This is a genomic window from Bacillus sp. 05T22, from assembly GCF_056396765.1.
In genome coordinates, this window is sequence record NZ_JBFTMC010000025.1 from 1 (window position 1) to 24,602 (window position 24,602).

The window sequence follows — 24,602 nt, forward strand, 5'->3', positions numbered from 1 at the left end:
ATTCAGCATTATTACCGATATAGTGTGTGAGATTTTTGTTGAGAAACATTCGTATTTATTATGAGTGAAAGGAATTAAGGAGCATAGGAAGAATATCGTTTATAAAGAATAAGACGATGCTGTCAAACTATCATACTTATGAATTGAATAAATATGACTCTTAGAAACTTTAGAAGAAAATGAGATTTGGAAATAATAGCAGTTATTGTATTGCAACAGCATAGTAATCTATAAACTTTGCATCATCTTTCTAAAAAAAGGAGGGGTTATTATGCGAGCATTTAAAAGATGTATGGTGTTGATTACTGCATTTATTTTACTCGTTACTACTTTTGCTATTACAACTGCTGAGGCGAATGTTGTATCAACTTACAGAGAAGCACTTCCACCAAAAGAAACATTTACTCCGGGAGATTGGTTTTTAGGTGAGAAGCCTTTAAATTATGATGAAAATAGGTCCCCTATTGTTTTTGTACAAGGGAGAAATGGAAGTGCGGATAGTTGGTATGGAAAAACAGTTTATCATGATACAAATGATATGTATGATTATGCTTATCGTGCAGGGTATCAAACTGTGTTTGTTCAACTATACGATGCAGCTGGAAAGGGATCTGCAAGTCAGTGGGATAATGGTAAACTGTTGGCTGCAAAGCTAGAAGAGATTTATAATCATTTTGGTAAAAAAGTGAATATTGTGGCTCATAGTAAAGGTGGAATTGACACTCAAGCAGCACTCATTCAATATGGTGCGAATCGTTTTGTAGGAAAAGTCATTACACTGGCTTCGCCGCATTATGGATCAAATTTAGCAGACTTATCGTATAGTTGGTGGGCTGGTTGGCTGGCTTCATTACTCGGACAAAGAGACGATGGCACTTATTCTTTACAAACAGGTGAAATGGCACAATTTCGTTCCGTAATAGATAGCAATCCAAATGTTAAATTAAATCGTTACTATACAGTTGCAGGTACAAGTTGGGGACCGGCTTTCTCTGCTCTATCTTTAGGTGGGCTATATCTTTCCGCGTATGGCTCCAATGATGGATTAGTGAATGAATGGAGTACAAAATTACCTTATGGAACACACTTATTTACCGATTCTAGATTTGATCATGATGATATACGAAAAGGTTCGGCGGTGTTTTCTCGAATTGAACCGTATTTACGTACTTCTACCGCCACGTTCGTTCCTGATACTTTAAATAATAATGATAGAGAATTTGTTAATGATTTAAATACTACTTCTAATCAAACCGTTTTAGGTGGAGAACTAATACAGAATAAATGGATTGATCAAACGTTTGCTGTAGATACAAAAACAGAGGGCGTTGTCTCGGTGTTAACAGCATCTTCAGAAGTGAAAATACAACTTATTTCTCCGTCGGGAAAAGTATATACAAACGAAGATAGTAAGGTCACGATAGGAGATGAAACTTCCTACTTTAAGGGTGCGTCTATTCGGACATTTAAAATAAATCGAATGGAAATAGGGGAATGGCATGTTAAACTAATGACAGCACATGCAAAAGATGCTTATATGATTGTTAGTGATTATAAGCAAAAAGCACCGTTTACTTTGAAAATGCCAGGGAAAATCAAAGCTGATAAAGTTGAATTTCAATTGAAACAATCTACTAAAGAACTAGGAAAACAAGAGGATCTTTCTTTCACTGTCCGAGTTGTTGATCGAGAAGGGAATTTAGTATCGCAATCGAATCAGCTGCAAAGGTTAGATGAGGCTGCATTCACAGGCCTTTTGAATCATATTAAAAAGTCAGATGTATATAATGTGACGATTGATATTAAAGGTATTAACTCAGAAGGTAAAGCTTATACTCGTACGATTGTACGTTCGGTGTATATTGAAAAATAAAAAGTATGGAGGCATTACAGTTTAAAGCTTATTTTATGATTCAATTATTGAGTATATTCTTTTCAAAAAGATATAGAAATATGGAAAGAAAATGGATTATAGTAAATAATCAGGTCTAAATGTAGTAAGGCAAAGAATTATAAATTAAAATATATATTTACTTCAAAATACAAGAGGTCTTCAGGAAAAACTGCGAGAACAAGGTTTTCCTGAAGGCTTTTTTATACTATCATATCTGATTATCGATATTTTCACTCTACTTTTAAAAATTCAATATGTATTCTATCAACTTCAATTTCAACATATTTGTTAAACCATTTGCTATATTCCGAGAGATACCCATTGCTATCTGTGATAAGTATTTCCACATCGATAAAATCCTGATTCAAAATTCCTTTTATACGATATTTGAAAAAAATGGTTGATTCCTCTTAAGTTCTTAACTCCTCGTCTCCCTTCATGTATTACAATGTCATCAAGAACTGTAATGTCTAGAATGATTGGATAACTTTTTCCTTCTTCAATTTTATATGGACAAATAGTAGAAAAGCCTGTAACTATTATGCCGTTAATATTTAATGTGATTTCTTCTTCAACTAGTCCATCAATTTTTCTGTATATGCTAAATATTTCATATATTTTCCTCCTGTCATGAATCAGATGAAGGATAACTTGTTCACTTTCCTATCGAAGGAATATTTGAGTGTATTGGGATAGATGAGGTTTTTAAATGTAGTTTATCCCGCATTAACGGGCAGTAAGACTCCTACCTCAAAATTCAGCGAAAGCAAAGAAGTTAGGAGAGAGATTAACTGCCCATAAAAGTCCGATTGGTGAGGGGGAATAATCAGTGGGGGCGTATATTTCTAGATTTCAAGTTACCTTCATTTTATATAGTGAATAAAGTGTACAAAGTATATCCAAATTTTACAGAGAGTTATTTTAATACGTAGTATAATAGAATAAAATTGATTTTAAAAGTTTAGGTAATATTTTACTAAGCCATAAAGGAGAAAAAAGATGGAATATGTACTTATATGTGTAATTTTAGCTTTATTAGCTGGAGTATTTGTACTGTTTTATAAGAATAAACAGTTAGAATCAGAAAACCAACAAGTGGAATTTGAAAAGACAAAGTCAATAGAAAACTATCAAAGTGAGATGGCTGCAGCTGTAGCGGATTATGAAGAAAAGCAGGAGACATTAAAAAACATAGAGCGTAAAAAGTACAATAATTTAAAAGAGAGTGCAGCTAGAGAAGTAGAAAACATGAGAGTGATGAAGAATCAATTAGCGATGCAGCATAGTAAAGAGCGTAGTGAAATGCAACAGAAACACAGTAATGAGGTACATATGTTACAAGATCTAATTACAGAATTAAGAGCGTATTCTAGAAATGGTGAAGAAATGAATACGCATGAAATATTACATTATATGAAACGGGGATTTGTTCAGGAAGGAATCATAACTGAAGACGAACTACATATTATTCCAAATGTATTTCTTCCCAAAGTACATAGTAGAAGAGAAAATAAAATGGGGAATACTCGAGTTGATCATATATTGTTATCGACAACCGGAATATATGTAATTGAGACAACAGAATGGCAAGGAAGAATGATACACGGATTGACGAAAGAAAATGCAGGGGTATATTCATTTATGATTGATGAGATTGGTAAGTATCAAAATGAATATGAGAAGGAAGAGACATTTGTTTTTATGAAAAAGGGAGATTCAATGACTCTAATGGTAGAAAACGTAGGAAACCCTGTTTATAAAGCAAAACATCTTTCAACAATTGTATATGATTACTTGAAAGAGGTTCATTCGCAAGCTCTAAAAGAAGAAGTTAAGCCCACTGTATATTTCGGTAATGAGACAAATGGAAGTGGAAATGAAATGATCGATCTTTCCAATGAAGTACTTCCGAGGTTGAAGGATAGAGAGCAACTTGTTACGTATTTTAGAAAGGAAAGATTGGAAGGGAAAGTACTATATACAGTGCAAGAATTACAAGGGATAAAAGAAATGATTGAATGTATGGGAGAAGTGAAGTTGTAAAAAATCTGATGTGATAAAGGTGATTTTTCATTGGGAGCGTATAGAGATTTTTTATTGCGGGCAACATTGTATGTTTATGTTTTTTTATATTTGTTTATATGTATCGCTTTCATATTCATCATTGGCATGACTCATTCGTCTTATAATACTGTGAGTATTTTAGTGGTATCAATTCCGTTTATTCTTTTACTGGCTCTTCAGTGGATCGTTTTTCACTTTTCTGGTGGTAATAATAAGGGAATATTTAAAAGTATTACAATTGTGGGAGCGGTATTATTCAGTATTTGTATCGTACAACTAGGTGTAAATGGGTATAATTCAAAGTTTCAAACAGATAGATGGCTAAAAGATGAATGGAAACGAGTATATATGATAGATGATCTTCTAACGAAACATAAACTAGTGGGAAAACCTAAGAAAGAGATTGTACAATTGTTAGGAAAACCAACTGAGACAAGGCGTTTTGAGGAAATGAATCAAACTGTTTATTACCTTGGAGATGAAAGAGGGTCTATTTCTATAGATAGTGAATGGCTCATTCTTCAATTTGATAATGATGATAAGGTGGTAGAGTATAGGTTATATAAAGATTGAAATGAAAAGCAGAAGATCATTATGAGTTATGGTCTTCTGTTTTTTTGTTAATGAATGTAAAAAAGTGAAAAATGGGATTTCTTGTCTATGTGAATTGGGAAAATTTCATTCTACTTTAAACTAGTTTTGTAATCTAGAAGTTTATTAGTCAGAGGGATGTTAAAAAGTTAGAATTTTATAAAAATAAATGGAATTAAAATAGGAAATGATATAAAATTAATTTAATATAAAGATAATAAGAAAAAGGGATATGCATATGGAAGATTTACAAACACTCGGTTCATTCTTTTTAGGCCTAGGTACAATGTTTGCGGGGCTAGGGGTATTGCTTGCAGGTATTGGTGTGTATACAAAATTTTCACGTGAATCAAAATGATGAAAGCATCCGTACAGGATGCTTTTTTATTTTTTTTTCAATATGCTACAAAAAGGAATCGTATATTCTTTATGGAATAAGGAATGAAAATGGCAGGGGGAGTGTATATATGGATGCATTGGAACAATTTCATAATCTTACATGCCAGATTCATGACGAGATATTACTGATATAAGGTAACAAGAATGAAAAGGAGGTAAGACGGTGAAAAAAATACCAACTGAAGCCTTGAGTAAGGAATTGATGGAAAGAGAAGGGGTTATATCTATTACAGTTAAAGAATTTGAAAAAATTGAAGTCGCTGGAGTGGTAGTATCTGGGCCAGCAGTCATTTTAATTAATCAAGATTAACAGAGTACATATAATGAATATAGAAAAATAGTGAAAAGCATCCTATGTGGATGCTTTTTTATTTGCTAAAAAAGAAATATATAAGATAATTGAGCCATTGGAGGGGAAAGAAAGTGGCTATTATTATTACAATGTTTCTAATGGGGATTTTATTAGGGTTTGTTGGAGCAGGTGGAGCTGGGTTTATTATTGCAGTGCTCACTCTCGTATTTCATGTGCCAATTCACATAGCGCTTGCGACATCATTAACAGCAATGGCATTTACAACACTTTCTGGAGTGATAAGTCATTATCGAGAAAGAAATGTTGTCATGAAAATTGGCTGTGTTGTAGGAGGGTTTGGTGCGCTTGGATCATATGTTGGATCTAAAATTGGTGCTGGGATTCCTGCACAACTCCTTCATTGGTTTACGGCTGGTATGTTATTTTTATCAGCGATATGCATGTTAATTCGTTTGTTTTTTGTGCAAAATCAAAAAGAATTGTCTGCTAGTTTATCAGATCAGTTATCTCCATCTGTACTGGGGAAAGGTGCTCTGTTAGGAATTGCAACTGGGATATTAGCAGGAGCATTTGGAATTGGTTCAGCACCTTTCATTCAACTAGGATTAATGGTATTACTAGGTTTATCAATTCGTCAGTCAGTAGGGACTACAATGCTTGTTATTTTACCAATTGCAATTGGTGGAGGAGTTGGATATACTTCAGCAGGATATTTAGATTAYRTRTTATTAGTACAAGTTTTAATSGGAACAATGCTCGGAGCATATATAGGAGCGAAGTTTACAAATTATGCACCCCGTGTCATTTTGAAATTTTCGATGATTATGACACCTGTGTTGGCTGGATGTATGTTATTAATGGAATAAGAAATAAAATACTGGGGGGAAGTGATGTGTCTGTTCATCTTCATAAATTGTTGTGTGTAAGTTTTTGGATTGCATTGCTTATATCAGGAATATACCCAAAAGATTCTTTTACATGGTTTTTAGAGGTCGCACCTGCAGCTATTTTAGTACTCATTTTAATGATTACATATCGACGTTTTCGATTTACAACGTTCACATACGTATGGATTTGGATTCATATGTTGATATTGCTCATTGGGGGCCATTATACATATGCAGAAGTACCATTATTCAATTGGCTACGCGATGCTTATGATTTAGAAAGAAATTACTATGATCGTGTTGGGCATTTTATGCAAGGATTTGTTCCAGCATTATTAACAAGAGAAGTACTTATAAAGGTAGTTGAGATTCAAAAAAAAGGATGGCTAGAACTACTTGTAATATCAGTTTGTTTAGCATTTAGTGCATTATATGAGTTGTTAGAGTTTGCAGTTGCAAAATTAACGGGGACAGGAGCAGAAGCATTCCTTGGAACACAAGGAGATGTTTGGGACACGCAGTGGGATATGACACTTGCATTAATTGGGGCGATGTTGGCAATGCTATTATTTCGTAATGTTGAAAATATAAGATAGATTAATATGTTTTACGTATGAATTATGTAAGTAATTCATATTTCCCATATAAAAGGATTTACTATAATATAATGAGTATAGCGTTCGAGTATTCGACGCATTACTAGTATTATATCCCTATCCCTTTTCTAAAAATGCGAACAAGTTTTGCCCTATTCTATTCAATGTTTGATTGTATAGAAATATATTGTTCGATGCCCATTATGGAACGTACATAATGGGGAAATCCCGATCCTTAAAGAGGATGCCCCTAATCTTCATGTGAAAATATGATCGGATGAAGAAAGCTGACCAATGTATGGTCAGCTTTCTTTTTTGTGTAAAAATAATTCTTCTGTAATTTCGGTTTGTAATAGCAGTGTTTTTCCAAAGCGGCGTTTGCATTCATCTCTTACTTTTTGAATGGCAAGTGTATGAGAAGTGGCAGACACGGTGACAGTTGCTTGCCGAGATTTTCGGTTTTCTTCACAAAAGACACACTCCACAACATATTTAGAAATCATACTCTCATCCTTCCGCTTGAATTTCTAGGAATGAGTTGTCTCTGAAGTTGATATAACCCTTCGTTACAAATTCAGCATTTTCCTCTATTTTCAAGGAGAAGAACAGGATAAGAAAGAATATTAGGTATGGGAGGAGAGACACATGAAAAGATGGATTGGAACAGCAGCTATATGTGTGAATGAAAAAATGAAATTTTGATGGTATTACAGGGGAAGAAAGAGGAACCGAAAAGGTGGTCAGTACCAAGTGGTGGACAAGAAGAAGGAGAAACATCGGAATATTGTTGTGATTTTCAGATAATTTAAAAGAAAAGTCAATATTTTTTTGTTTGCGTTTGCAACCTTCTGATAGTATGTTTTTTATTTTCGGAAAATTCAATAATTTAATTGATTTCAGTTTGAATTTTTGTTAAATTGATAGTTAATTAAGGTTACTAACATATTACAAGTAAAGTTGAGGCGAGTTATGGTACAATCCATTGATCGAGCAATAAGTATTATTAAGTTATTGAATTCTATAAATGACAAAGAATATTGGGCTATTTCTGATATAGCTGATAGAACACATCTACCAGTTAGTACAGTACATAGGTTACTTAACTCTCTAATGGAGCATAGATTAGTTACTCAAATTTCAGAAACAAAACAGTATACGACTGGACCGATGTGGATGGAAATAGGATTACGTCAATTAGAGAAGGTAGATTACAGATCCGTTGCAAGAGAAGTGATGAAGCGTTTGGCTTCTGAAGTTGAAGAAAGTATCTACATGAACATTCCAAATGGAACACATTCTATAATTATTGAAAGAATTGATAGCCCTTTAAAAATTCGAGTTATCGATAACTTAGGGGAACAGATTCCTTTTTCGATTGGCGCTGCAAATAAAACGATGCTTGCCAATATGAAAACAAATGAAATGGAACACATTGTAGAACAGTTACTTTCTTCTTTACCAGAACAAAAGCAAATGCTTTTTGATCAACTCGCAATGATAAGAAATGAAGGATATGCTGTGAGTTATGGTGAGAAAACAGAAGGAACAGCTTCAGTAGCTGCACCTATTATAGGCTTTAATCATAAAGTAGTAGGAGCACTAAGCATTGGATTAATTAGTCATCGCATTAACGATGATCGACTATCTTTTCTTATTAGTAAGGTAAAAGAAGCGGCTAATGAAATATCAATAAAAATCGGCAGAACATCGGAATAATAATTTTGATAGCCTGTCGTTATTTTTTTATTCATATAACGGAAATGAATTTCATTATGTGGAAAAATAGGGGGATTTATATGTCAAAATGGCAATCAAAAGAACAATTGGTTCAATTATTAAGCGATCTTGTTGAAATTCCTAGTATTACTGGTTCGGAAGCTGAGATTATATTGCCAGATTTTGTTGTTGGCCAACTAACGGATCTAGATTATTTCAAACAAAATCCCAATCATTTGCAAAAAAATCCAACGGGGGATGGACGATATTTCGTTACGGCTCTAGTAAAGAAAAATGATAGTACAAAAAATACAGTAATTCTTGTTAGTCACTTTGATGTTGTAGATGTACAAGATTACGGAGTGTGGAAGGCAGATGCATTTAACCCTAAAAAATTAACATCTATGTTTTATTCTCATAAAGATGAGCTACCGAATCCTGTACGTGAAGATATAGAACAAGGGGATTGGCTATTTGGTAGAGGAACAATGGATATGAAATGCGGCCTAGCTTTACAAATGGCGATGATTGAGCAAGCCTGTGAAGGAAGATTTGATGGGAATGTCCTTTTATTAGCTGTTCCAGATGAAGAAGTGAACTCTGTAGGGATGAGAGCTGCTGTTCCAAGATTATTAGATTTAGCAAAAGAACATAACTTAGAATATAAAACAGTCCTAAATTCAGAGCCTATGTTTACGCGACATCCTGGTGATCAAAATAAGTATATTTACACTGGTTCTATTGGGAAAGTGTTACCTGGTTTTCTTTGTTATGGAAAAGAAACACATGTAGGTGAACCTTTTGCGGGATTAAATGCGAATTATATGGCTTCATTATTAACAGCTGAATTAGAATTGAATACGGAACTTTGTGATATTGTAGAAGGGGAAGCGAGCCCCCCACCAACTAACTTGTTTCAAAGAGACCTAAAGGAGGATTATTCTGTACAAATTCCTCATCGTGCAGTCACATTATTTAATTTATTTTTACTAGAAAAAACGATGACAGATGTAATTTCGTTGTTACATCAAAAGGTAACGAAAGTAGCAGAGAAAATCGAAGAGTCGTATGAGAAGCAAGCATATCGTTTTTCTAAGTATAATCCATTTATACCGCCTAATCTCAAAGTGAATGTATTAACGTATGAAGAGCTTATCGCTTATGCAATTGAGCAACATGGGCAAGAAAAAATAGATGATATTCAATCTACTGTTATAAAACATAGAGAAGATAAAGATGATCGAGCGGTAACAATTGATTTAGTTGATAAATTAGCTATTTTATGTAAAGAAAAGGCACCAATGATTGTACTTTTCTTTGCCCCGCCGTACTATCCAGCTGTAAGTTCACGTCACAATCCTTTAATTAAAGAAGTAGTTGGGGAAATGGAAAGATATGCTCACTACAATCATGGAATTACATTTGAAAATCAAAATTATTTTGGGGGAATTTCAGATTTAAGCTATGTAGGCTTACAGTATCCAGTTGATTCAATGAGCTCACTTGTAGAAAATATGCCGTTATGGGATAAAGGCTATTCAATTCCGCTCCAGGAGTTAGAAGAGTTTGATGTTTGTAATGATTTGTTTTTATCCAAAGCTCGATTGATGGGGATAAATAAAATAAGAGTATAGTGTTGTTTAATGTAACCAGGATAAGAAAAGTGGCACAATGACTAGACTTGCACCAGCTGTTAGAAGCATGGATAAACTTGCAATTGTACCTTCAACTGGCCCGATTTCAAATGCTTTTGAAGTACCAGTTCCGTTTGCGCTAGTACCTAGCATAATACCTTTCGCGATGGCTGTTTTAATACGGCATATGCGAATAAGAAAAGGGCCTAAGAGTGCTCCAGTTAATGCTGTAAGTACAACGAATACTGCTGTTAATTGTGACATACCACCAATCATTTCTGAGATTGCCATTGCAATTGGTGTTGTGACAATGTGCGGTGCTAAGCTATGTTCTAGTGATGAATCAATGTGAAAAGCATCTGCTAGAAGAGCTGAAGTAATAACAGATAAAAATGAACCGACAATGACGTTAATTAAAATTGCACTCGCATGTTTTTTTAATAAATCAAAGTATTTATAGATGGGCCATGCAAAAGCTACGGTTGCTGGTTTTAATAGTTCAGTTAACCAATGGCCACCAGAATCGTATGTTTCATAAGAGGTATCTAGTCCAAGTAATAACACGATTAAAACAATTGGACAAACGAGAAGTGGTGAAAGTATACTCCAATTCCAGCGCTGATATAGTTTCTTAGAAATCCAATATGTTAATAGTGTTAATAGTAAACAAAAAAAGCCGATCATTGTGCTGATCCTTTCCGCTTTAATAGCAGTTCTGTTAAGATTCCAGTGACGAGTGTTACACAAAGGGTACTAATCATGATAATCAAAATGAGATCGATACCATATTGTGATAATGTATCTTTGTAGCGGATAACAGCGACGGCAGAAGGAATAAAAAATAAAATAAGTTCTTTTAATAAAAAATCCGCTCCGTCTTGAATCCACTCTTTTTTCACCAAGTTAAATTTTAATGAAATTAATAATAAAAAAATTCCGATAATACTTCCTGGAATTGGGAGGTGTGCCTGCTTTGCGATCCATTCACCTGTCCAAGCGAAACAAAATAATAGTAAGATTTGTCCGCTTAATTTCCACCATTTCATACAGTAACACCTCTTTCGCTTTTTTCATAAAAATTGTAAAAAGAATTAACAATTTCTACTATACGTCCTTTCAAAATGTTTGTCTAATATATAAATTATATGTTATTAATTTATTATACATATTAATCGAAAAGAGGATCTCAAATGGAATTACGGCATTTGCAATATTTTGTTGTTGTAGCAGAAGAGCTACATTTTGGGCGAGCAGCTGCTCGTTTACAAATGACACAGCCACCACTCAGTCAACAAATTCAGCAATTAGAGAAAGAAATGGGAGTTATGTTATTTTCAAGAACGAAGCGGAAAGTTGAGATGACAGAAGCAGGAGAGATGTTTTTAAAAGAAGTGAAAAAAGCATTTGATCAAATTGAGAAGGCAGTAGAAGTCGCGCAAAGTGCACAAAGGGGAGAAGTTGGATCACTTTCAATTGGATTTGTAGGGGCAGCGATATATGATATTTTACCGTCTATTGTTAGGGAGTATCGAAAGAAGTTTCCAAGAGTATCTGTTGCACTGCATGAATTATCGACACCGGATCAAGTTCATGCGCTTCATGATAATCGAATTGATGTTGGATTTTTACGTCCACCAATTAATACGCAATTGCTAGAATTAGAACCAATTCAAAAGCTTTCGTGTACACTATGTTTACCAAAAGCGCATCCACTAGCAGAGAAAGAAGAAATTCACATTGAAGATTTGCAAGATGAACCATTTGTATTTATAACAAGACCGGTTTGGCCTGCGTTATATGATACAATTTTATCGTTATGTAGGAATGCTGGATTCAGTCCACACATTGTGCAAGAGGCAACAGAGTATCAAACTGTTATGGGGCTTGTAGCGGCAGGAATTGGTATAACCGTTATTCCGGTATCGGCAAATAAGTTATATAAAACAGAAGTGGTGTACAAGGCAATATTTGATTCTAAATTTGTAGCTGAAATGTCAGTGGCGTATCGGAAAACAAATAGCAGTCCTGAGCTGTTAGAGTTTTTAAAAATTGCGAGAGAAAAAAAACGAATTGAAGTTGAAAATGATAAGTAAGGTGACACAAATGTGATAAAAGAGGAGATGCTATTGTGATGTATCTCACCTTCTTATTTCAATACTGAATAAGTAGACATGTTCATTTTCTTGAATTAATCGTTGGCGGGATTCTTCATTTTCTATAGAAAGTGCGGATATATGGTTTGTGTTTGTTTTTACCCAAGCAGCAAGAACTGTTTTTTTGTTATATTTTATTTTTTGGGAGCTGTTAATCTCTTCGAATGTAGACCCATTAATATCAGGTAAGCTGTTTTCGGAAGCGGTCATTGAACCACCATCAATTCCCATAAACCATTGCCAAGTTTCGTTGTTTGCATGTTGGAATGTTTGCTGACCAACGGATAATCTTATTTTTTTATCTTTAAAGTCGGAAGAAGAAAACCCACCCATATCTTTTACCTTTTCTCCATTCTGGTAATATTCAATATTTGTAAATATTTCAGCTTGTTTATGAGGAATGGTAACTTCATAAAAAGAGACATGTCCTTGTTGTAAGGGTAATAATTGCAAAAGCGCAGTTTCTTTTTTTGATAAATTATATGGTTTTACAGTTGTGTACGAGTTTACATTTTGTTGGACGCCGCAACTACTAAGAGAAGTAATCAATAAAATGATGCTGAGAAGTAGTGTTTTTTTCATTTAATCCCCCTATATTAATATATTAGATTTTTTATGGGAATCTTCCTGTTTCAGTATAACCTTAGACATAAAGTCATTTTTCTGCGACTTAAGACCTAGTAGAGACTCCGATTATAGTTCGATGTTAAAAAAGTCATATTTTTATACACTAGTAGTATGGAATACTGGACGTTAAGAAGTAAGGTAGGGGAATCAATTATGTCTTTATTTCGGTTAGCAAAGAAAAATATACAAAACTATGCTGTCCAACGATTAAAGCAATTTATATGGATTGCAATGAGTACAATGCTATATTTTTTTATTATATCTATCCAATCTAATGAAGCGGTAATAGAAAAAACACAGCATATACCGTTTTTGTTAGCTACGCTATATTATGGGGAAGTACTGTTGTTTTTTGTATGCACTGCTGTCACATACCAAATGACAAAAAGATTCTTAAAAAATAGGAAACAAGAATTACTGTTGTATGAAACTGCCGGTATGAAAAAAAGAAAAATTTTTTGTTTGTTATGTCAGGAGCAGTTTTTGATTTACGGAGGAGCGATTCTTTTTGGTTTTATTCATGGGATGCTGTTTTTGAAATTATTTACAGTAATTTTTATAAAGTTAATAGGAGTTCATGGAATAAATAGCGTACCGATTACGTTATACGCATTATCGATAACAACAATGTTGGTCGTTATAATCATCTTATTATCAATATGGCAATGTTATAAGTTTATTCAAGAATTTAAACGTGAACAATTATATAAAGTTGAGGAAAAGGCATGAGGCATCATGCCTTTTCCTTCGTTTTACAGTGAAAAATATTCATGATACAGTGGAAGGAAGTGAAAAAAGAGTTGGTCAGAAAGGTTGTATAGAATGGTAAATGAACAATCTATAGTGCGAGTAGAACAATTAACAAAGCGAATCGGATCAAAGACATTAGTAGAAAATATAAGTTTTGAAGTAAAGAAAGGCGAAGTTGTTGGTTTATTAGGACCAAACGGTGCTGGGAAAACAACATTAATGCGAATGATGGTTGGTATGATTCGCATGACGGAAGGTGAAGTCTGGATAGATGGTCAATCTGTAAAACAGAAATTTGAAAGCACAGCTGCAAAAATTGGTGCTGTAATCGAGAATCCAGAATTCTATCCTTTTTTAAGTGGTTATGAAAACTTGGCATATTTTGGTCGTATGAATGGTAATGTTACAGAAGATCGCATTGATGAAGTTGTACAATTACTAGGTATGGGACAGGTTATTGACCGAAAAGTAAAAGCCTATTCACTTGGTATGAGGCAACGCTTAGGAATTGCACAAGCACTTATACATAACCCGGATGTACTTATTTTAGATGAACCAACAAATGGGTTAGATCCAAACGGTATTCATGAAATGCGAATGTACATAAATAAAATTGCACATGAACAAGGAAAGGCAGTTCTTGTATCGAGTCATTTATTATCTGAAGTTGAATTAATGTGTGATCGGGTCATTATTATTCAACATGGAAAATATGTGGCAACACAAAATATTAAACAAGCTGAAAGTTTGGAAATGGAGACGATTCATATACGTGTTGATGATGTGAAGCAGGCAGCGGATCTTTTAACGTATGATGTCTTAATTCAAGGTAATGAACTGATTCTTACTGTGGAAAATGAAGGAATTCCAAATGTGATTCGTACATTAACAGAAAAAGGCATTCGCATTTATCGTGTGTATGAAGAAAGAAAAACATTAGAAGAGAAGTTTTTAGAATTAACAGGAGGCAAGGATATTGTTTAATTTAGTTTATAACGAACTGTATAAAATCTTTAAGCGAAAGCGAACAATGATACCGTTTGTTGTTATTGCAATTTTAGTTATTGGTTTAGGGTGGGTTTCTGTTAAATACTTTCCGTCTTTATCAGGAGATTGGAAAACAGAGTATACGGAGCGAACGGCAGAAATTGAAAAAAAAATTGGGAGTACAAAACAGGATATTATCAATCAAAAATCAGGAGATGAGCTTGTTAAAGAGTATCAGCTTAAAATGAAGCATTTAGATACGAATACACCACCTGCAGATGGTTCACCTCTAACTTTTATGAGAGATACCGGATTAATTGTTTTTCCGATTTTATTACCATTTATTCTTGTATATGCTAGTACAATTTTTGCAAATGAGTACAACTGGGGAACTTATAAATTCTTAATGATTCGCCCGGCGAATCGATTTAAAATTTTAACAGCGAAATATGTTGCGATTGTTATTTTTTCTGGATTATTATTTATATTTAATATGCTTTTCTCACTGTTATGTGGGTTTGTTATTTATAAGTTTCAACAGCCAGCATGGACGGAATTTATTGTACAAAATGGTAGTATTATTGAGCGGAATATCTTTGGTGATGTGAGCCAGTATTATATATTAGAATGGCTACCAACTCTTGTGTATGCAGCGCTTGCTTTTATGATTTCTGTTCTAACAAGATCAAGTGGGGGTGCAATAGGTATTTCTTTATTTGTGGCATTATCTGGTGGAATCATTTTAATGCCAGCATCTAGATATGAATGGATGAAATTTTTATTACCGGCAAATACAGATTTATATGGAATATTACAACATGGAAGCTTAGTTTCAGGGATAACATTCCCATTTGCCTCTTGTATTCTGATGATTTATTTACTTGTTTTCCTAGGTATTTCCTATACTGTATTTTCAAAGCGCGATTTAACATAATAATAGATGGAAAAACCGTTAAGAAGAATGATCTTAACGGTTTTTTTTTATCGTAATTTATTAATAGCTTCTTGAGCTAATAAAGCAAAATATTGTGCGCTTATAGGTAATGCTCCTTCATCTAATGTAAAAGCAGGGTGATGCCATTCTTGTGTCCCAGCTGTTCCCATAAAGACGAATGAACCAGGTATGTTTTGTTGATAAAATGAAAAATCTTCTCCTGCCATAGAAGGTTTTGGTGAAATAATTTGGAGGCCCATTACTTGAGCAATATGGATAGATAATTCTGTAAGTTTTATATCGTTATGAACGGCAGGAGGACCTGGATACCAATGCAATTTCGTTTCAACACCTAGTGCATCAGAAACCCCTTTAATAATACGTTCCATCAGTTCTGGTATTCTTTGGCGTGTTTCAGGTTGGAATGTATGAACGGTTCCTTCTAAAGTTGCTTTTTCAGGGATAACGTTCCATGTATTTCCTGAATGAATGTTTGTTACACTCACGACAGCGTTATGAAAAGAGCTTACATTTCGGCTTACAATTGTTTGTAGTGCCATAACAATTTGAGAAGAGGCAACAATTGGATCAACACCAGCATCAGGTACAGCTGCATGTGTTCCAACTCCTTGTATTTCAATCTCAAAACGATCAACGCCGGCCATAAGTGGTCCATCTTTTATACCAATTGTACCAACTGGTAAATCGGGCTTATTGTGCATACCAAAAATGGCTTGTACGTTTTCTAAATGACCAGCTTCTATTACTTTGCATGCTCCGTCCCCGCTTTCTTCAGCAGCTTGGAATATGAACCTAACAGTTCCGTTAAGTGAAGATTCATTTTCTTTTAATAAGTAGGCAGCGCCGAGAATAGATGCTGTGTGAAAATCATGTCCACATGCATGCATTTTACCAGGATTTTTAGAAGCATAAGATAAATTAGTTTCTTCATGTATAGGAAGAGCATCAATATCAGCACGGAGCGCAATAATTGGTCCATTTTTATCACCGGAAACTTCTGCGATTACGCCAGTTTTTAAATTAGAACTAATAATTGTGATGTTAGCTTCGTTTAACCAGTTCTGTATCGCTTTTGTTGTTTCTGTTTCTTCATAAGATAGTTCTGGATATTGATGTAAATGACGGCGGATGGAGATTAGCTTCTCTGTTAATTGATTTGTGATGGATGTCATCTATTTTTCCTTCTTTCTCAAGATAAACTTCAATTTCTGTTTTTAGTAAAATATATTTATTAGTAATTATATAGGAATTTAGTTCTTTTGGAAGAACCTGCAAGAAAAGAGGTTTCTCAAATGAGAAACCTCTTTTCTTTTATGCAGCAACTTTCTTGTGTGTATGATGTTTTTGATAACGGCCGCGCATTGTATACGCAATTTGCGGAATTGCAATTCCAACCAAAATAAGCGCCACACCAAGCCATTGAGAAGAAAGTACTGCTTCTTTTAAAACGAATACAGACATAATTGTTGTAACAGGTAGTTCGGCTGCCCCAAGAATAGTTGCTAAGCCGGAACCGATTTTTGGAATTCCGATTGTAAAGGCAATGGATGGAATGACAATACTAAATATTCCTAGTCCTAAACCGTATTTCCAAAGCCCTTGTGAAATCGCTCCGTTAAAAATAAATGTTGGTGGGAATACGATCATTACTAAAGTTAAAGCACCCGCCATTAAAAGGACACCCCGTGGTAATGATGGTACTTCAACAGCAACTTTACCACTGACAAAAATGTAGGTTGCAAATGTCACAGCAGATAGTAAACCTAGTATAATTCCAGTTGTATTAAAATCACCTACTGATTTTTCTAATAATCCGCTCGATAAGAATGTACCAGCAAGTAAAAAGATAACAGAAATGACTTTTTCTCTTGATGGCAATGTTTTTGTCGCAACAGCTTCAATGATAATACCAACCCAAACGAATTGGAATAAAAGGATAATGGCAATAGATGCCGGTACAGTTTTTAGTGAAGCGTAGTAAAAAATTCCTGTGAAACTTGCAGATGTTCCAGCGACAAATAAAACAAGCATTTGTTTAAGGGGAACACGATGTCTAGAAAATAGGAGTGTAATTCCAAGTAAAATAAACCAACCGAACAAATATTGACTACCAATTACTTCTCCAAGTGAAAAACCTTCTGCGTATGCAAGTTTAACAAAGATAGCTAAAATTCCATAGCTACATGCTCCTAATAAAACCAATAGAGAATAACGAAGCATGAAAATTCCTCCCATCTTATATATTCAATTGTTCCAAAACGGACATATATAACTAGATGGAAGTATACAAAATTAAAAATGAAGGGTCAAATAAAAGAAAAGTGTGACATTTTATAGAATAATAATAAAAGTATGATATTTATGCATAATCTTGAAAATTATAATTATAGAAGTGTTGTAAGATAAGGTGAAGGGTGTATAAAGGTATCATTTTAAAAAAATATTTTCTTACAGGAAATGTATAGTATACAGAGGTGTGGTATACAAATTATTTGTTGTTTGGAAGAAGCTTTGATATGTTAATGAGTAACAGAATATTATTTATAATAGAAGAGAAATGAAAACGCTTCAGAAAATATGCATTTTAATTTTTCGATATATAAGCTACAGTTATGGATAACAAAAGGTGACCGCTACTTGTTTTCTCTCTTTGTTTTCACTTGGCATGGGGCAGGAAAAGAATCTGACCGCTTCTATGCATGGCGGGATGCTCTCTCCCACCTAAAAAGAAGGATTTTATTTCGGTTTTTTAATTTGTATTTATATAGCAGTGTGCAGCTATTTTTTCTTATTAAAATGTTGTAAATAGTGAATTCATGAATTGTACATAGTATTTTCTTTTGTTTTTGCTACAATATTGAAGAGGAGAGGAGTGTAACAATGCAAGATATTAATATTTTTTTAGCGTTTGGTGCGGGATTCTTATCATTTATTTCCCCTTGTTGCTTACCGCTTTATCCAGCATTTTTATCGTACATAACGGGAATGTCGGTTTCTGAATTAAAAGAAGAAAATGCGATGCTTCGTAAAAGAAGTATGATACATACGGCGTTTTTCTTACTTGGATTTTCAATTGTCTTTATCGCAATTGGTTTTGGTACAAGTTTTATTGGATCATTCTTCCAAGATTATAAAGATTTAATCAGACAGTTAGGGGCGCTGTTCATCATTGTATTTGGACTTGTAATTGTGGGGGTATTTAAGCCAAAGTTTTTAATGCAAGATCGAAAATTTACATTTAAAAGTCGTCCTAGTGGCTATATTGGATCTATTTTAATTGGTTTGGCATTTGCTGCTGGTTGGACACCTTGTACAGGGCCGATTTTAGTAGCTGTAATTGGACTGGCTACTACGAATCCAGAATCAGCAATGATATATATGATTGCTTACATACTTGGGTTTGCAATACCGTTTTTTATACTTTCATTTTTTATTACGAAAATGTCTTGGATTAAACGGCATAGTGGAACGTTTGTGAAAGTAGGCGGATATATCATGATTGTTATGGGTATATTCTTATACTTTAAYTGGATGACRAAAATTATYGYRTATTTCTCAAGTTTATTTGGTGGTTTYACGGGTTTTTAGTATTATCCTGTGAAAATGTTGGAAATACTAACAGAAAAGCATATAATGAAACTGTATTTTCATATTGCCACAAAAAAGGATGAGAAAGTATGAACTTAGTTCTTTTATCAAGTATTGTTGCCATTTGTATGGCTGTAGGTGCGATGTTTATTCGTTTAAAAGCAGCAAAGAAACCAGCAACATTGAAAAAAATTATTCTCCCACCGTTTTTTATGAGCACGGGGGCATTGATGTACATTTTTCCGGAATTTCGTCTAACACCAGCAGAAATGTTAGAAGCAATCGGTGTAGGTTTGTTTTTCTCAATTTTTCTTATTAAAACATCTAAATTTGAAGTTCGTGGACAAGATATTTATTTAAAGCGTTCAAAAGCTTTCGTATTTATTTTAATTGGCTTACTCGTTGTACGTATTGTGTTTAAAACATATTTGAGTCAATCACTTGATTTAGGACAGCTAAGCGGTATGTTCTTCTTACTTGCTTTTGCAATGATTGTATCATGGAGAATTTCCATGTATCGTTCATTCACGAGATTGCAAAAGGAAATGGAAAAAGAAGATGGATTTTATAATGAGAAAGATATGAAATTAACGTAAAAAACCTCAAGATTCCTTGAGGTTTTTTATTATGTTAACCGAGAAGATCCCCTTCTCTAAACGAAGTGAAGGTAGGGGTAGGTCAATTAGCCAGCAGTGATTGATAACGGGAATAGTCAATTTGCTTTTCTTGTAATTTTTTAATTAAAAACTTATGATCTCGTTTTGGAGTTGCTACAATATACCCCTTAATGATTAAATCTTCAGTTATTTTTGAGGCTTTTTCTTTTAAAGCGAGCTCTCCAATTTTACCAGCAATTTTAGATCTTGCAACATCACGAAATAGTTCAGGAACAGGACTTACAAGCTCCTCTAATAATTGCTTTTGCTCGTCATTCCATAAATGCCGTGTTTGATCGATATAGTGTTGTTCCCAATCTAAAATAGACATGCCGTCTTCTTTCGGTAGGCGTTTTAAGAATTTTCGGAACATGAAATATCCACCAATAGACATAAGGCCTAGTAAAATAACAGTCCAAGTAACAATAAACCAACTAAACCATCCTTCGAGCAAGTGTATACCCCCTTTGCGATAACAGTTTTCCTTTTACTAGTATTATAAGCAGTGGGATTGATAGAAAGCAAGAACGCTTGGTCATTTTGACCAAGCGTTATGAATTAAATAAAGTATAGTTGTTCGACACGTAATATGTCAGTATCATCTTCTAAATATTCAATAATAAGTGTGCCGACTTTACGATCTTTATCTTCAGTTGTGAAAATAGAGTAAGAAGTAAAACGTTTTGTTGATAGGCCACTAATATGTGTAGGAAGAGAAATGTAGTCGTTATCGCGGAAAAACTCCATGAGTTCAACATCTTCAAATTGTTTTCGATCTACTGCTTGATTTGTGTAGCGACGTTGTAGTTGTTTTAAAGATTCGTTCCAAGAAATTACTTTTGTATCGTATACCATTTGTTCTATCTCCTTACTATATGTAATCATTCAGAACGTATGTTCTAATCTAGTATACTCTGTTTCTAATAAAAGGGAAAGCAAAAAATAATGTAAGCTTGGATTTCCAAGCTTACATAAAAGGCGTCCATAATCGTCTCTGTTTTTTATTATAAGCTAGATAGAAATAGGAAACAAGGTAGGAAGTATTTTGTTGATAGTTTATAAAATTCCGTTTATTGTAAAAAAGAGGTTTATTTTAGTGGAAAAGGGTGGAAGAAATGACGTGTATAATTTCACTTCAAGGACCAATGGCAAGCGGGAAAACAACGTTAGCAAGGAGATTAGAGCAAAGAGGTTTTCAGATAGTATATGAAAATCCTTATGAAATTGTAGAGAAGAGAAAAAAATAAATTTGGATATTTACACAAAAGAGGGATTTATTACAAATCAAAGAATGTTTATTGGAGCAAAAATAAAAGAAATTTAGAATGCGCGAGGGTGCACTGTAATATTTGATCGTGGTCCGGAAGATATTGAGTTTTATACACTACATTTTCCAAAATTGATAGGGATGGATTGGGATATTGAAAATGAATTAAAAGATGAATTGTATCAATTAAGAAAATGTCGTTCGAATGCAATTTTTTATTTGGATGTTTCTAAAAAGATATTGCAAGAGAGAAAGAAGAATGATAATACGAGAAGACGCAGTACATTTGAAGAACAGCTAGAGTTAATAAACACTGAAAAACAGTGGTATCAACAGTTTCCAGTTACATATGTGAATACTGATGAGGCGACAGTAGAGGAAACAGAGGTGTTTCTTGTGAAATGGTTAAGGGAGAAGAAATAGGAAGAAAACGCACTTGAACAAGGCTTTTAATATAAAGAAAAAGATCATATTAGATCGACTAGTCTATCAATACAAGGAGATGGGGGATCATTATGATGAAGGTAATAGAGAACGTACATGAAGCCTCGATATTACTGTTAGTATTATGTTCATTTTGTTATTATAGACATTTAAAAAAAGTGAAGCGAGAGAGAAAGCTTTCTGCTTTTGAATTTACAATGTACATCTTAACTCAACTGGCATACTTCCTTTGGGCAGGCAGTAGCCTTCTTAAGATTTTGTCAAAATCATAGCATGTATATGAAAACCACCTATTTATAGGTGGTTTATCATTTGAATTTATACGTAGGATTTCATAAGATGTTTCTTTGCTCTTTATATAGGAGAGGACGAATAGGCTTGTTGCATCAATGTAAGTAAGTGTTCCGTTACTTTTTCACGAAGTGTCCCATGCTTTCTATAGTTATATTGATACTCGTTATGAAACCATTTTTTATTTTGATATTGTCCAACAGGATAATTTTTTTTCTTCGGGTTCCTAACATGACCATCAAGCTAATTCATTTCAATGCCCTCAGAATGAAAAATTTATATAGTTTTCAATTTTAATATTTTGGAGGCTTGTATGTAACTTTTTTGTGATTTATAAATCCATGTTACGAAACCGCCCATATCTTTATAATGATGAAGAAATCTCAAGATTGTTGAGTTATGATACTAAAAAAGTCGATTTCTTATTGGGAAATCGACTTTAAAGCTATTGTTCAAGAAAAACACCTGTTTAGCGTAATAACTAAGACTTTATTGCATCTATAATTAACGATGGAAAAACAAGTTTATCCCCTTGATTTCGTGGATCATATTTTTTTGAACGAAAAATAACCCCATCGGCTCCATCCCACTCATTGTAATGAAAATTCCCCTCTTCATCACAATATTCAAGTAATTTTACTTCGAATCCAACAGTTTCAAACATTTTCCTTAAAGTTTCATAATTATGAACTATTTTATGACTAGCTGCGGGATGGTCTTTAGGTCCAGGTCCCCCAACTTGTACACCCTCCTGGTATTCTTCATCTGGGAAAAATGCATCAGGAACGGCGCATCGAATATAACCACCATGCTTTAAAAATTCATAACATACTTTCGCTGCTTCTATGCCTTCTTCATATGATAAATGTTCCCATACATGCTCCGCTAAAATTACCGCTAAAGAATTAGGATCAAACCTTTTTATCCAATCTTCCCTTTTTAATAAATTCAATTCTTCCTCATTCGTATGTAACCAGCCAGGATTATTATTATATTCCCCTGCACCAATTACCAGCTTAATTTCCTTYTGTTTTATAGCCAACAGTTTCACCTCTTATATTTTTGTCTATTGTTATATTTGTAATATGTAATTTTCTTCTTAGGGTATCGCCATATCAACATCAACCTAAGATAAATTTGAAGAATTTGTTATAAAGTAGATTCAAACTTATTTTGTACAACGATAAATAGCAAGTGTTTTCGGATCACGCCATATCCCGTTATGAAGGGCTAACTCATGGTCTATTTCATTTGCAAGCCATTTTTTCATTTCTGAATGAAGATGAATATCATCAGGTATGTTTAAAGATGGAAACATACTAGAGATATAGTTAACGATAGGTGTAGCATGATGAAATAGAAGTGCATTATGAATAACTGTTTCCTCCACAGTTTGAAAAACAGATTGTAATAATTGTTTTCCGTTCTCTAAACAAAATGGAGTAGCTGTTGGTGTTTTTTCAGGTAGACCAAATGCGACTAACATTTTATTACACATCTCATCTATATAAGGTAATGAAACCTGAGAATTTGTTGTGGCTAGAAATTTACCTCCAGGATAAATTACTTTATGGAATCCTTGAATTGTTTTTTCAACATCCGTCATGTGATACAGCATATGTCTTGCGATAATCCAATCATAGGAATCAGCTGGGAAAGGAAGTTTGGTAGCGTCTCCAAGTTTCCATTCAATATTTACATGTTGCTGTGCTGCATTCATAGCAGCTTCTCGCAGCATAGTTGTAGATTGATCCAGACCAGTGAGATGCCCCTTGTGCCCGTTTACGTGTAGTAGTGCAAGGAATTTCCCATTAGCGCACCCAACCTCTAATATTTTTTCTGTTCCTTGTAATTGTAAATGCTCAATTACAACTGTATCTAAATCGACTCGTTTTTCTTCATATTTTTTATGGGTATCAATCCGTGTTTGAAGATGATTACTTACAGCGTATTGTCTTTTTACGTCATTCATTTTTTCTGATTCCACCTTTATGCAAAATTGCTGAATAGCATGTGTTAAAACATCTGTTTTATTTAGGCCTTCATAATGAAGTGTTGCTTCAAATCTTTCTAGTAATCTTTCGTCAATTCGAAAGTGAATATCTTTTCTCTTAACCAATTTTGGGTCCCCCTTACAGCTGTTAGTGAGACTATAGCACGCTTTAGAATTTTCTGTAAATAAAGTGTGTACACAATGGTAACAGAGTATTGAAAAAATTATTCAAATAATCGTTTAAACTATTGACGATTAAACCGTTTTCATATATTCTTAAATTAAGTAATATTCAAATAATTCACAAGAAATGAGAGAGTCACATGCTTCTTCAAGGAACACATCGAATTGGTCGTATGGCCATGTTGTTGGCGCTTGCGGACGAGAATGAAAGTCCTGTATTATCCATTCCAAAAGGTTGGAAATATTGTACTGGGAAAGTTGGTTCTATGAATTCGCAAAAGGTTGTCGCAGCAATGGAAACAGCGGCTAAAAGCAACCAAGTTATTGAAACAGACGTTTACAGAGAAACGCATGCACTTTATCATGCAATCATGGAAGCGTTGTACGGAGTGACGAGAGGTCAAATTCAGTTAGCAGACGTTCTTCGTACGGTAGGTCTTCGGTTTGCAATTGTGCGCGGTACACCATACGACGGGAAAAAAGAAGGCGAATGGCTTGCTGTTGCACTTTATGGAACGATAGGTGCGCCTGTAAAAGGATCTGAGCATGAGGCGATTGGTTTAGGAATTAATCACATATGATTTGCCCATAGTCTATTAGTTAGAAGGGGGCCT

General features: G+C 34.1%; 25 protein-coding genes and 3 pseudogenes. 18 read left to right on the forward strand and 10 right to left on the reverse strand.

All coding sequences use genetic code 11. The features are described 5' to 3' along the window. The first annotated feature begins 271 nt into the window (after positions 1–271). From AC1DIT_RS10720 to AC1DIT_RS10745, 6 genes are all read left to right on the forward strand, one after another. Positions 272–1,873 carry an esterase/lipase family protein gene (locus AC1DIT_RS10720; protein WP_016131835.1) on the forward strand — a complete coding sequence of 534 codons (1,602 nt, stop codon included), beginning with the start codon at positions 272–274 and terminating at the stop codon, positions 1,871–1,873. Positions 1,874–2,893: 1,020 nt separating this feature from the next. Continuing rightward, entirely contained in the window at positions 2,894–3,937 is a 1,044-nt protein-coding gene (locus tag AC1DIT_RS10725; protein WP_016131834.1) for a nuclease-related domain-containing protein, read from the forward strand. A gap of 30 nt (positions 3,938–3,967) precedes the next feature. Continuing rightward, on the forward strand, positions 3,968–4,531 hold the full coding sequence (locus AC1DIT_RS10730; RefSeq protein ID WP_016131833.1) for a hypothetical protein: 564 nt from the start codon (positions 3,968–3,970) through the stop codon (positions 4,529–4,531). Between the two features lie 580 nt (positions 4,532–5,111). Next, entirely contained in the window at positions 5,112–5,258 is a 147-nt protein-coding gene (locus AC1DIT_RS10735; protein ID WP_003199195.1) for a BC1881 family protein, read from the forward strand. A gap of 131 nt (positions 5,259–5,389) precedes the next feature. Beyond that, complete coding sequence (locus AC1DIT_RS10740; protein WP_476998190.1) at positions 5,390–6,127, forward strand: sulfite exporter TauE/SafE family protein; 738 nt, start codon at positions 5,390–5,392, stop codon at positions 6,125–6,127. A gap of 26 nt (positions 6,128–6,153) precedes the next feature. After that, a complete protein-coding gene (locus AC1DIT_RS10745; protein ID WP_016115768.1) occupies positions 6,154–6,744 on the forward strand; it encodes a DUF2238 domain-containing protein in 591 nt (196 codons plus the stop codon). 302 nt (positions 6,745–7,046) lie between these two features. Here AC1DIT_RS10745 and AC1DIT_RS10750 read toward each other — a convergent pair whose 3' ends face one another. Continuing rightward, a complete protein-coding gene (locus tag AC1DIT_RS10750) occupies positions 7,047–7,247 on the reverse strand; it encodes a DUF3903 domain-containing protein (RefSeq protein WP_016115767.1) in 201 nt (66 codons plus the stop codon). Between the two features lie 142 nt (positions 7,248–7,389). Here AC1DIT_RS10750 and AC1DIT_RS10755 point away from each other — a divergent pair. The 3 genes and pseudogenes from AC1DIT_RS10755 to AC1DIT_RS10765 all read left to right on the forward strand — a co-directional run. Continuing rightward, positions 7,390–7,535, forward strand: a pseudogene (locus AC1DIT_RS10755) (NUDIX hydrolase); the annotation flags it as partial. Between the two features lie 178 nt (positions 7,536–7,713). Next, positions 7,714–8,460, forward strand: a complete 747-nt coding sequence (locus tag AC1DIT_RS10760) for an IclR family transcriptional regulator (RefSeq protein WP_016131831.1) — start codon at positions 7,714–7,716, stop codon at positions 8,458–8,460. 80 nt (positions 8,461–8,540) lie between these two features. Further along, positions 8,541–10,034, forward strand: a pseudogene (locus AC1DIT_RS10765) (M20/M25/M40 family metallo-hydrolase); the annotation flags it as partial. Between the two features lie 66 nt (positions 10,035–10,100). On the opposite strand, the gene AC1DIT_RS10770 reads toward AC1DIT_RS10765, so the two are convergent. Together AC1DIT_RS10770 and AC1DIT_RS10775 are read right to left on the reverse strand one after the other, a co-directional pair. Next, positions 10,101–10,778: an LrgB family protein gene (locus AC1DIT_RS10770; RefSeq protein WP_016131828.1), complete on the reverse strand. Its 678-nt coding sequence runs from the start codon at positions 10,776–10,778 to the stop codon at positions 10,101–10,103. Further along, positions 10,775–11,140, reverse strand: a complete 366-nt coding sequence (locus tag AC1DIT_RS10775; protein ID WP_016131827.1) for a CidA/LrgA family holin-like protein — start codon at positions 11,138–11,140, stop codon at positions 10,775–10,777. Before AC1DIT_RS10775 ends, AC1DIT_RS10770 begins: the two co-directional genes overlap by 4 nt. 144 nt (positions 11,141–11,284) lie before the next feature. On the opposite strand from AC1DIT_RS10775, the gene alsR reads away from it, so the two are divergent. Next, on the forward strand, positions 11,285–12,187 hold the full coding sequence (gene alsR / locus AC1DIT_RS10780; RefSeq protein ID WP_016115762.1) for an acetoin biosynthesis transcriptional regulator AlsR: 903 nt from the start codon (positions 11,285–11,287) through the stop codon (positions 12,185–12,187). Between the two features lie 45 nt (positions 12,188–12,232). On the opposite strand, the gene AC1DIT_RS10785 is transcribed toward alsR, so the two are convergent. Then, positions 12,233–12,829 (reverse strand): hypothetical protein, encoded by a 597-nt coding sequence (locus AC1DIT_RS10785; RefSeq protein WP_016131826.1) that lies wholly within the window; start codon positions 12,827–12,829, stop codon positions 12,233–12,235. 198 nt (positions 12,830–13,027) lie between these two features. Here AC1DIT_RS10785 and AC1DIT_RS10790 point away from each other — a divergent pair, with 198 nt between their 5' ends. The 3 genes from AC1DIT_RS10790 to AC1DIT_RS10800 all read left to right on the forward strand — a co-directional run bounded on the left by AC1DIT_RS10790 (position 13,028) and on the right by AC1DIT_RS10800 (position 15,545). Further along, positions 13,028–13,603, forward strand: coding sequence for an ABC transporter permease (locus AC1DIT_RS10790; protein WP_016115760.1), 576 nt, complete (start codon positions 13,028–13,030; stop codon positions 13,601–13,603). Between the two features lie 93 nt (positions 13,604–13,696). Then, positions 13,697–14,608 carry an ABC transporter ATP-binding protein gene (locus tag AC1DIT_RS10795; RefSeq protein WP_016131825.1) on the forward strand — a complete coding sequence of 304 codons (912 nt, stop codon included), beginning with the start codon at positions 13,697–13,699 and terminating at the stop codon, positions 14,606–14,608. After that, positions 14,601–15,545, forward strand: a complete 945-nt coding sequence (locus tag AC1DIT_RS10800) for an ABC transporter permease (protein WP_016133201.1) — start codon at positions 14,601–14,603, stop codon at positions 15,543–15,545. The genes AC1DIT_RS10795 and AC1DIT_RS10800 overlap by 8 nt, the downstream gene beginning before the upstream one ends. 47 nt (positions 15,546–15,592) lie before the next feature. On the opposite strand, the gene AC1DIT_RS10805 is transcribed toward AC1DIT_RS10800, so the two are convergent. Beyond that, the gene (locus tag AC1DIT_RS10805) at positions 15,593–16,738 is read right to left on the reverse strand and encodes a M20 peptidase aminoacylase family protein (RefSeq protein WP_016133200.1); all 1,146 of its coding nucleotides are present in this window, start codon (positions 16,736–16,738) and stop codon (positions 15,593–15,595) included. Positions 16,739–16,877: 139 nt separating this feature from the next. Further along, the gene (locus AC1DIT_RS10810; RefSeq protein WP_016115756.1) at positions 16,878–17,786 is read right to left on the reverse strand and encodes an EamA family transporter; all 909 of its coding nucleotides are present in this window, start codon (positions 17,784–17,786) and stop codon (positions 16,878–16,880) included. A 660-nt stretch (positions 17,787–18,446) separates the two neighbouring features. Between AC1DIT_RS10810 and AC1DIT_RS10815 the strand changes: the two genes are divergently transcribed. After that, positions 18,447–19,154, forward strand: coding sequence for a cytochrome c biogenesis CcdA family protein (locus AC1DIT_RS10815; RefSeq protein WP_476998186.1), 708 nt, complete (start codon positions 18,447–18,449; stop codon positions 19,152–19,154). A gap of 89 nt (positions 19,155–19,243) precedes the next feature. Then, on the forward strand, positions 19,244–19,750 hold the full coding sequence (locus tag AC1DIT_RS10820) for a CcdC family protein (protein WP_016115754.1): 507 nt from the start codon (positions 19,244–19,246) through the stop codon (positions 19,748–19,750). 82 nt (positions 19,751–19,832) lie between these two features. Here the strand turns inward: AC1DIT_RS10820 and AC1DIT_RS10825 are convergent, their stop codons facing one another. Then, entirely contained in the window at positions 19,833–20,264 is a 432-nt protein-coding gene (locus AC1DIT_RS10825) for a DUF2621 domain-containing protein (protein ID WP_016131823.1), read from the reverse strand. A gap of 104 nt (positions 20,265–20,368) precedes the next feature. Continuing rightward, on the reverse strand, positions 20,369–20,665 hold the full coding sequence (locus AC1DIT_RS10830; protein WP_016115752.1) for a hypothetical protein: 297 nt from the start codon (positions 20,663–20,665) through the stop codon (positions 20,369–20,371). 260 nt (positions 20,666–20,925) lie between these two features. On the opposite strand from AC1DIT_RS10830, the pseudogene AC1DIT_RS10835 reads away from it, so the two are divergent. Together AC1DIT_RS10835 and AC1DIT_RS10840 are read left to right on the forward strand one after the other, a co-directional pair. After that, positions 20,926–21,500: pseudogene (locus tag AC1DIT_RS10835) on the forward strand (AAA family ATPase). Between the two features lie 92 nt (positions 21,501–21,592). Then, the gene (locus tag AC1DIT_RS10840) at positions 21,593–21,793 is read left to right on the forward strand and encodes a hypothetical protein (RefSeq protein WP_016131820.1); all 201 of its coding nucleotides are present in this window, start codon (positions 21,593–21,595) and stop codon (positions 21,791–21,793) included. Positions 21,794–22,293: 500 nt separating this feature from the next. Here AC1DIT_RS10840 and AC1DIT_RS10845 read toward each other — a convergent pair whose 3' ends face one another. Together AC1DIT_RS10845 and AC1DIT_RS10850 are read right to left on the reverse strand one after the other, a co-directional pair. Then, positions 22,294–22,854, reverse strand: a complete 561-nt coding sequence (locus AC1DIT_RS10845) for a class I SAM-dependent methyltransferase (protein WP_016131819.1) — start codon at positions 22,852–22,854, stop codon at positions 22,294–22,296. A 126-nt stretch (positions 22,855–22,980) separates the two neighbouring features. Further along, entirely contained in the window at positions 22,981–23,931 is a 951-nt protein-coding gene (locus AC1DIT_RS10850; protein WP_016131818.1) for a class I SAM-dependent methyltransferase, read from the reverse strand. 197 nt (positions 23,932–24,128) lie between these two features. Between AC1DIT_RS10850 and hutP the strand changes: the two genes are divergently transcribed. Beyond that, positions 24,129–24,569: a hut operon transcriptional regulator HutP gene (hutP, locus tag AC1DIT_RS10855; protein ID WP_003199156.1), complete on the forward strand. Its 441-nt coding sequence runs from the start codon at positions 24,129–24,131 to the stop codon at positions 24,567–24,569. Positions 24,570–24,602: the final 33 nt, after the last annotated feature.

Excerpts from the sequence above, each read along its gene's own strand:
- AC1DIT_RS10720 (WP_016131835.1), top strand. The coding sequence starts at position 272 with ATGCGAGCATTTAAAAGATGTATGGTGTTGATTACTGCATTTATTTTA.
- AC1DIT_RS10725 (WP_016131834.1), top strand. The coding sequence starts at position 2,894 with ATGGAATATGTACTTATATGTGTAATTTTAGCTTTATTAGCTGGAGTA.
- AC1DIT_RS10750 (WP_016115767.1), bottom strand. The coding sequence starts at position 7,247 with ATGATTTCTAAATATGTTGTGGAGTGTGTCTTTTGTGAAGAAAACCGA.
- AC1DIT_RS10760 (WP_016131831.1), top strand. The coding sequence starts at position 7,714 with ATGGTACAATCCATTGATCGAGCAATAAGTATTATTAAGTTATTGAAT.
- AC1DIT_RS10770 (WP_016131828.1), bottom strand. The coding sequence starts at position 10,778 with ATGATCGGCTTTTTTTGTTTACTATTAACACTATTAACATATTGGATT.
- AC1DIT_RS10775 (WP_016131827.1), bottom strand. The coding sequence starts at position 11,140 with ATGAAATGGTGGAAATTAAGCGGACAAATCTTACTATTATTTTGTTTC.
- alsR (WP_016115762.1), top strand. The coding sequence starts at position 11,285 with ATGGAATTACGGCATTTGCAATATTTTGTTGTTGTAGCAGAAGAGCTA.
- AC1DIT_RS10785 (WP_016131826.1), bottom strand. The coding sequence starts at position 12,829 with ATGAAAAAAACACTACTTCTCAGCATCATTTTATTGATTACTTCTCTT.
- AC1DIT_RS10790 (WP_016115760.1), top strand. The coding sequence starts at position 13,028 with ATGTCTTTATTTCGGTTAGCAAAGAAAAATATACAAAACTATGCTGTC.
- AC1DIT_RS10795 (WP_016131825.1), top strand. The coding sequence starts at position 13,697 with ATGGTAAATGAACAATCTATAGTGCGAGTAGAACAATTAACAAAGCGA.
- AC1DIT_RS10805 (WP_016133200.1), bottom strand. The coding sequence starts at position 16,738 with ATGACATCCATCACAAATCAATTAACAGAGAAGCTAATCTCCATCCGC.
- AC1DIT_RS10810 (WP_016115756.1), bottom strand. The coding sequence starts at position 17,786 with ATGCTTCGTTATTCTCTATTGGTTTTATTAGGAGCATGTAGCTATGGA.
- AC1DIT_RS10820 (WP_016115754.1), top strand. The coding sequence starts at position 19,244 with ATGAACTTAGTTCTTTTATCAAGTATTGTTGCCATTTGTATGGCTGTA.
- AC1DIT_RS10830 (WP_016115752.1), bottom strand. The coding sequence starts at position 20,665 with ATGGTATACGATACAAAAGTAATTTCTTGGAACGAATCTTTAAAACAA.
- AC1DIT_RS10840 (WP_016131820.1), top strand. The coding sequence starts at position 21,593 with ATGATGAAGGTAATAGAGAACGTACATGAAGCCTCGATATTACTGTTA.
- hutP (WP_003199156.1), top strand. The coding sequence starts at position 24,129 with ATGCTTCTTCAAGGAACACATCGAATTGGTCGTATGGCCATGTTGTTG.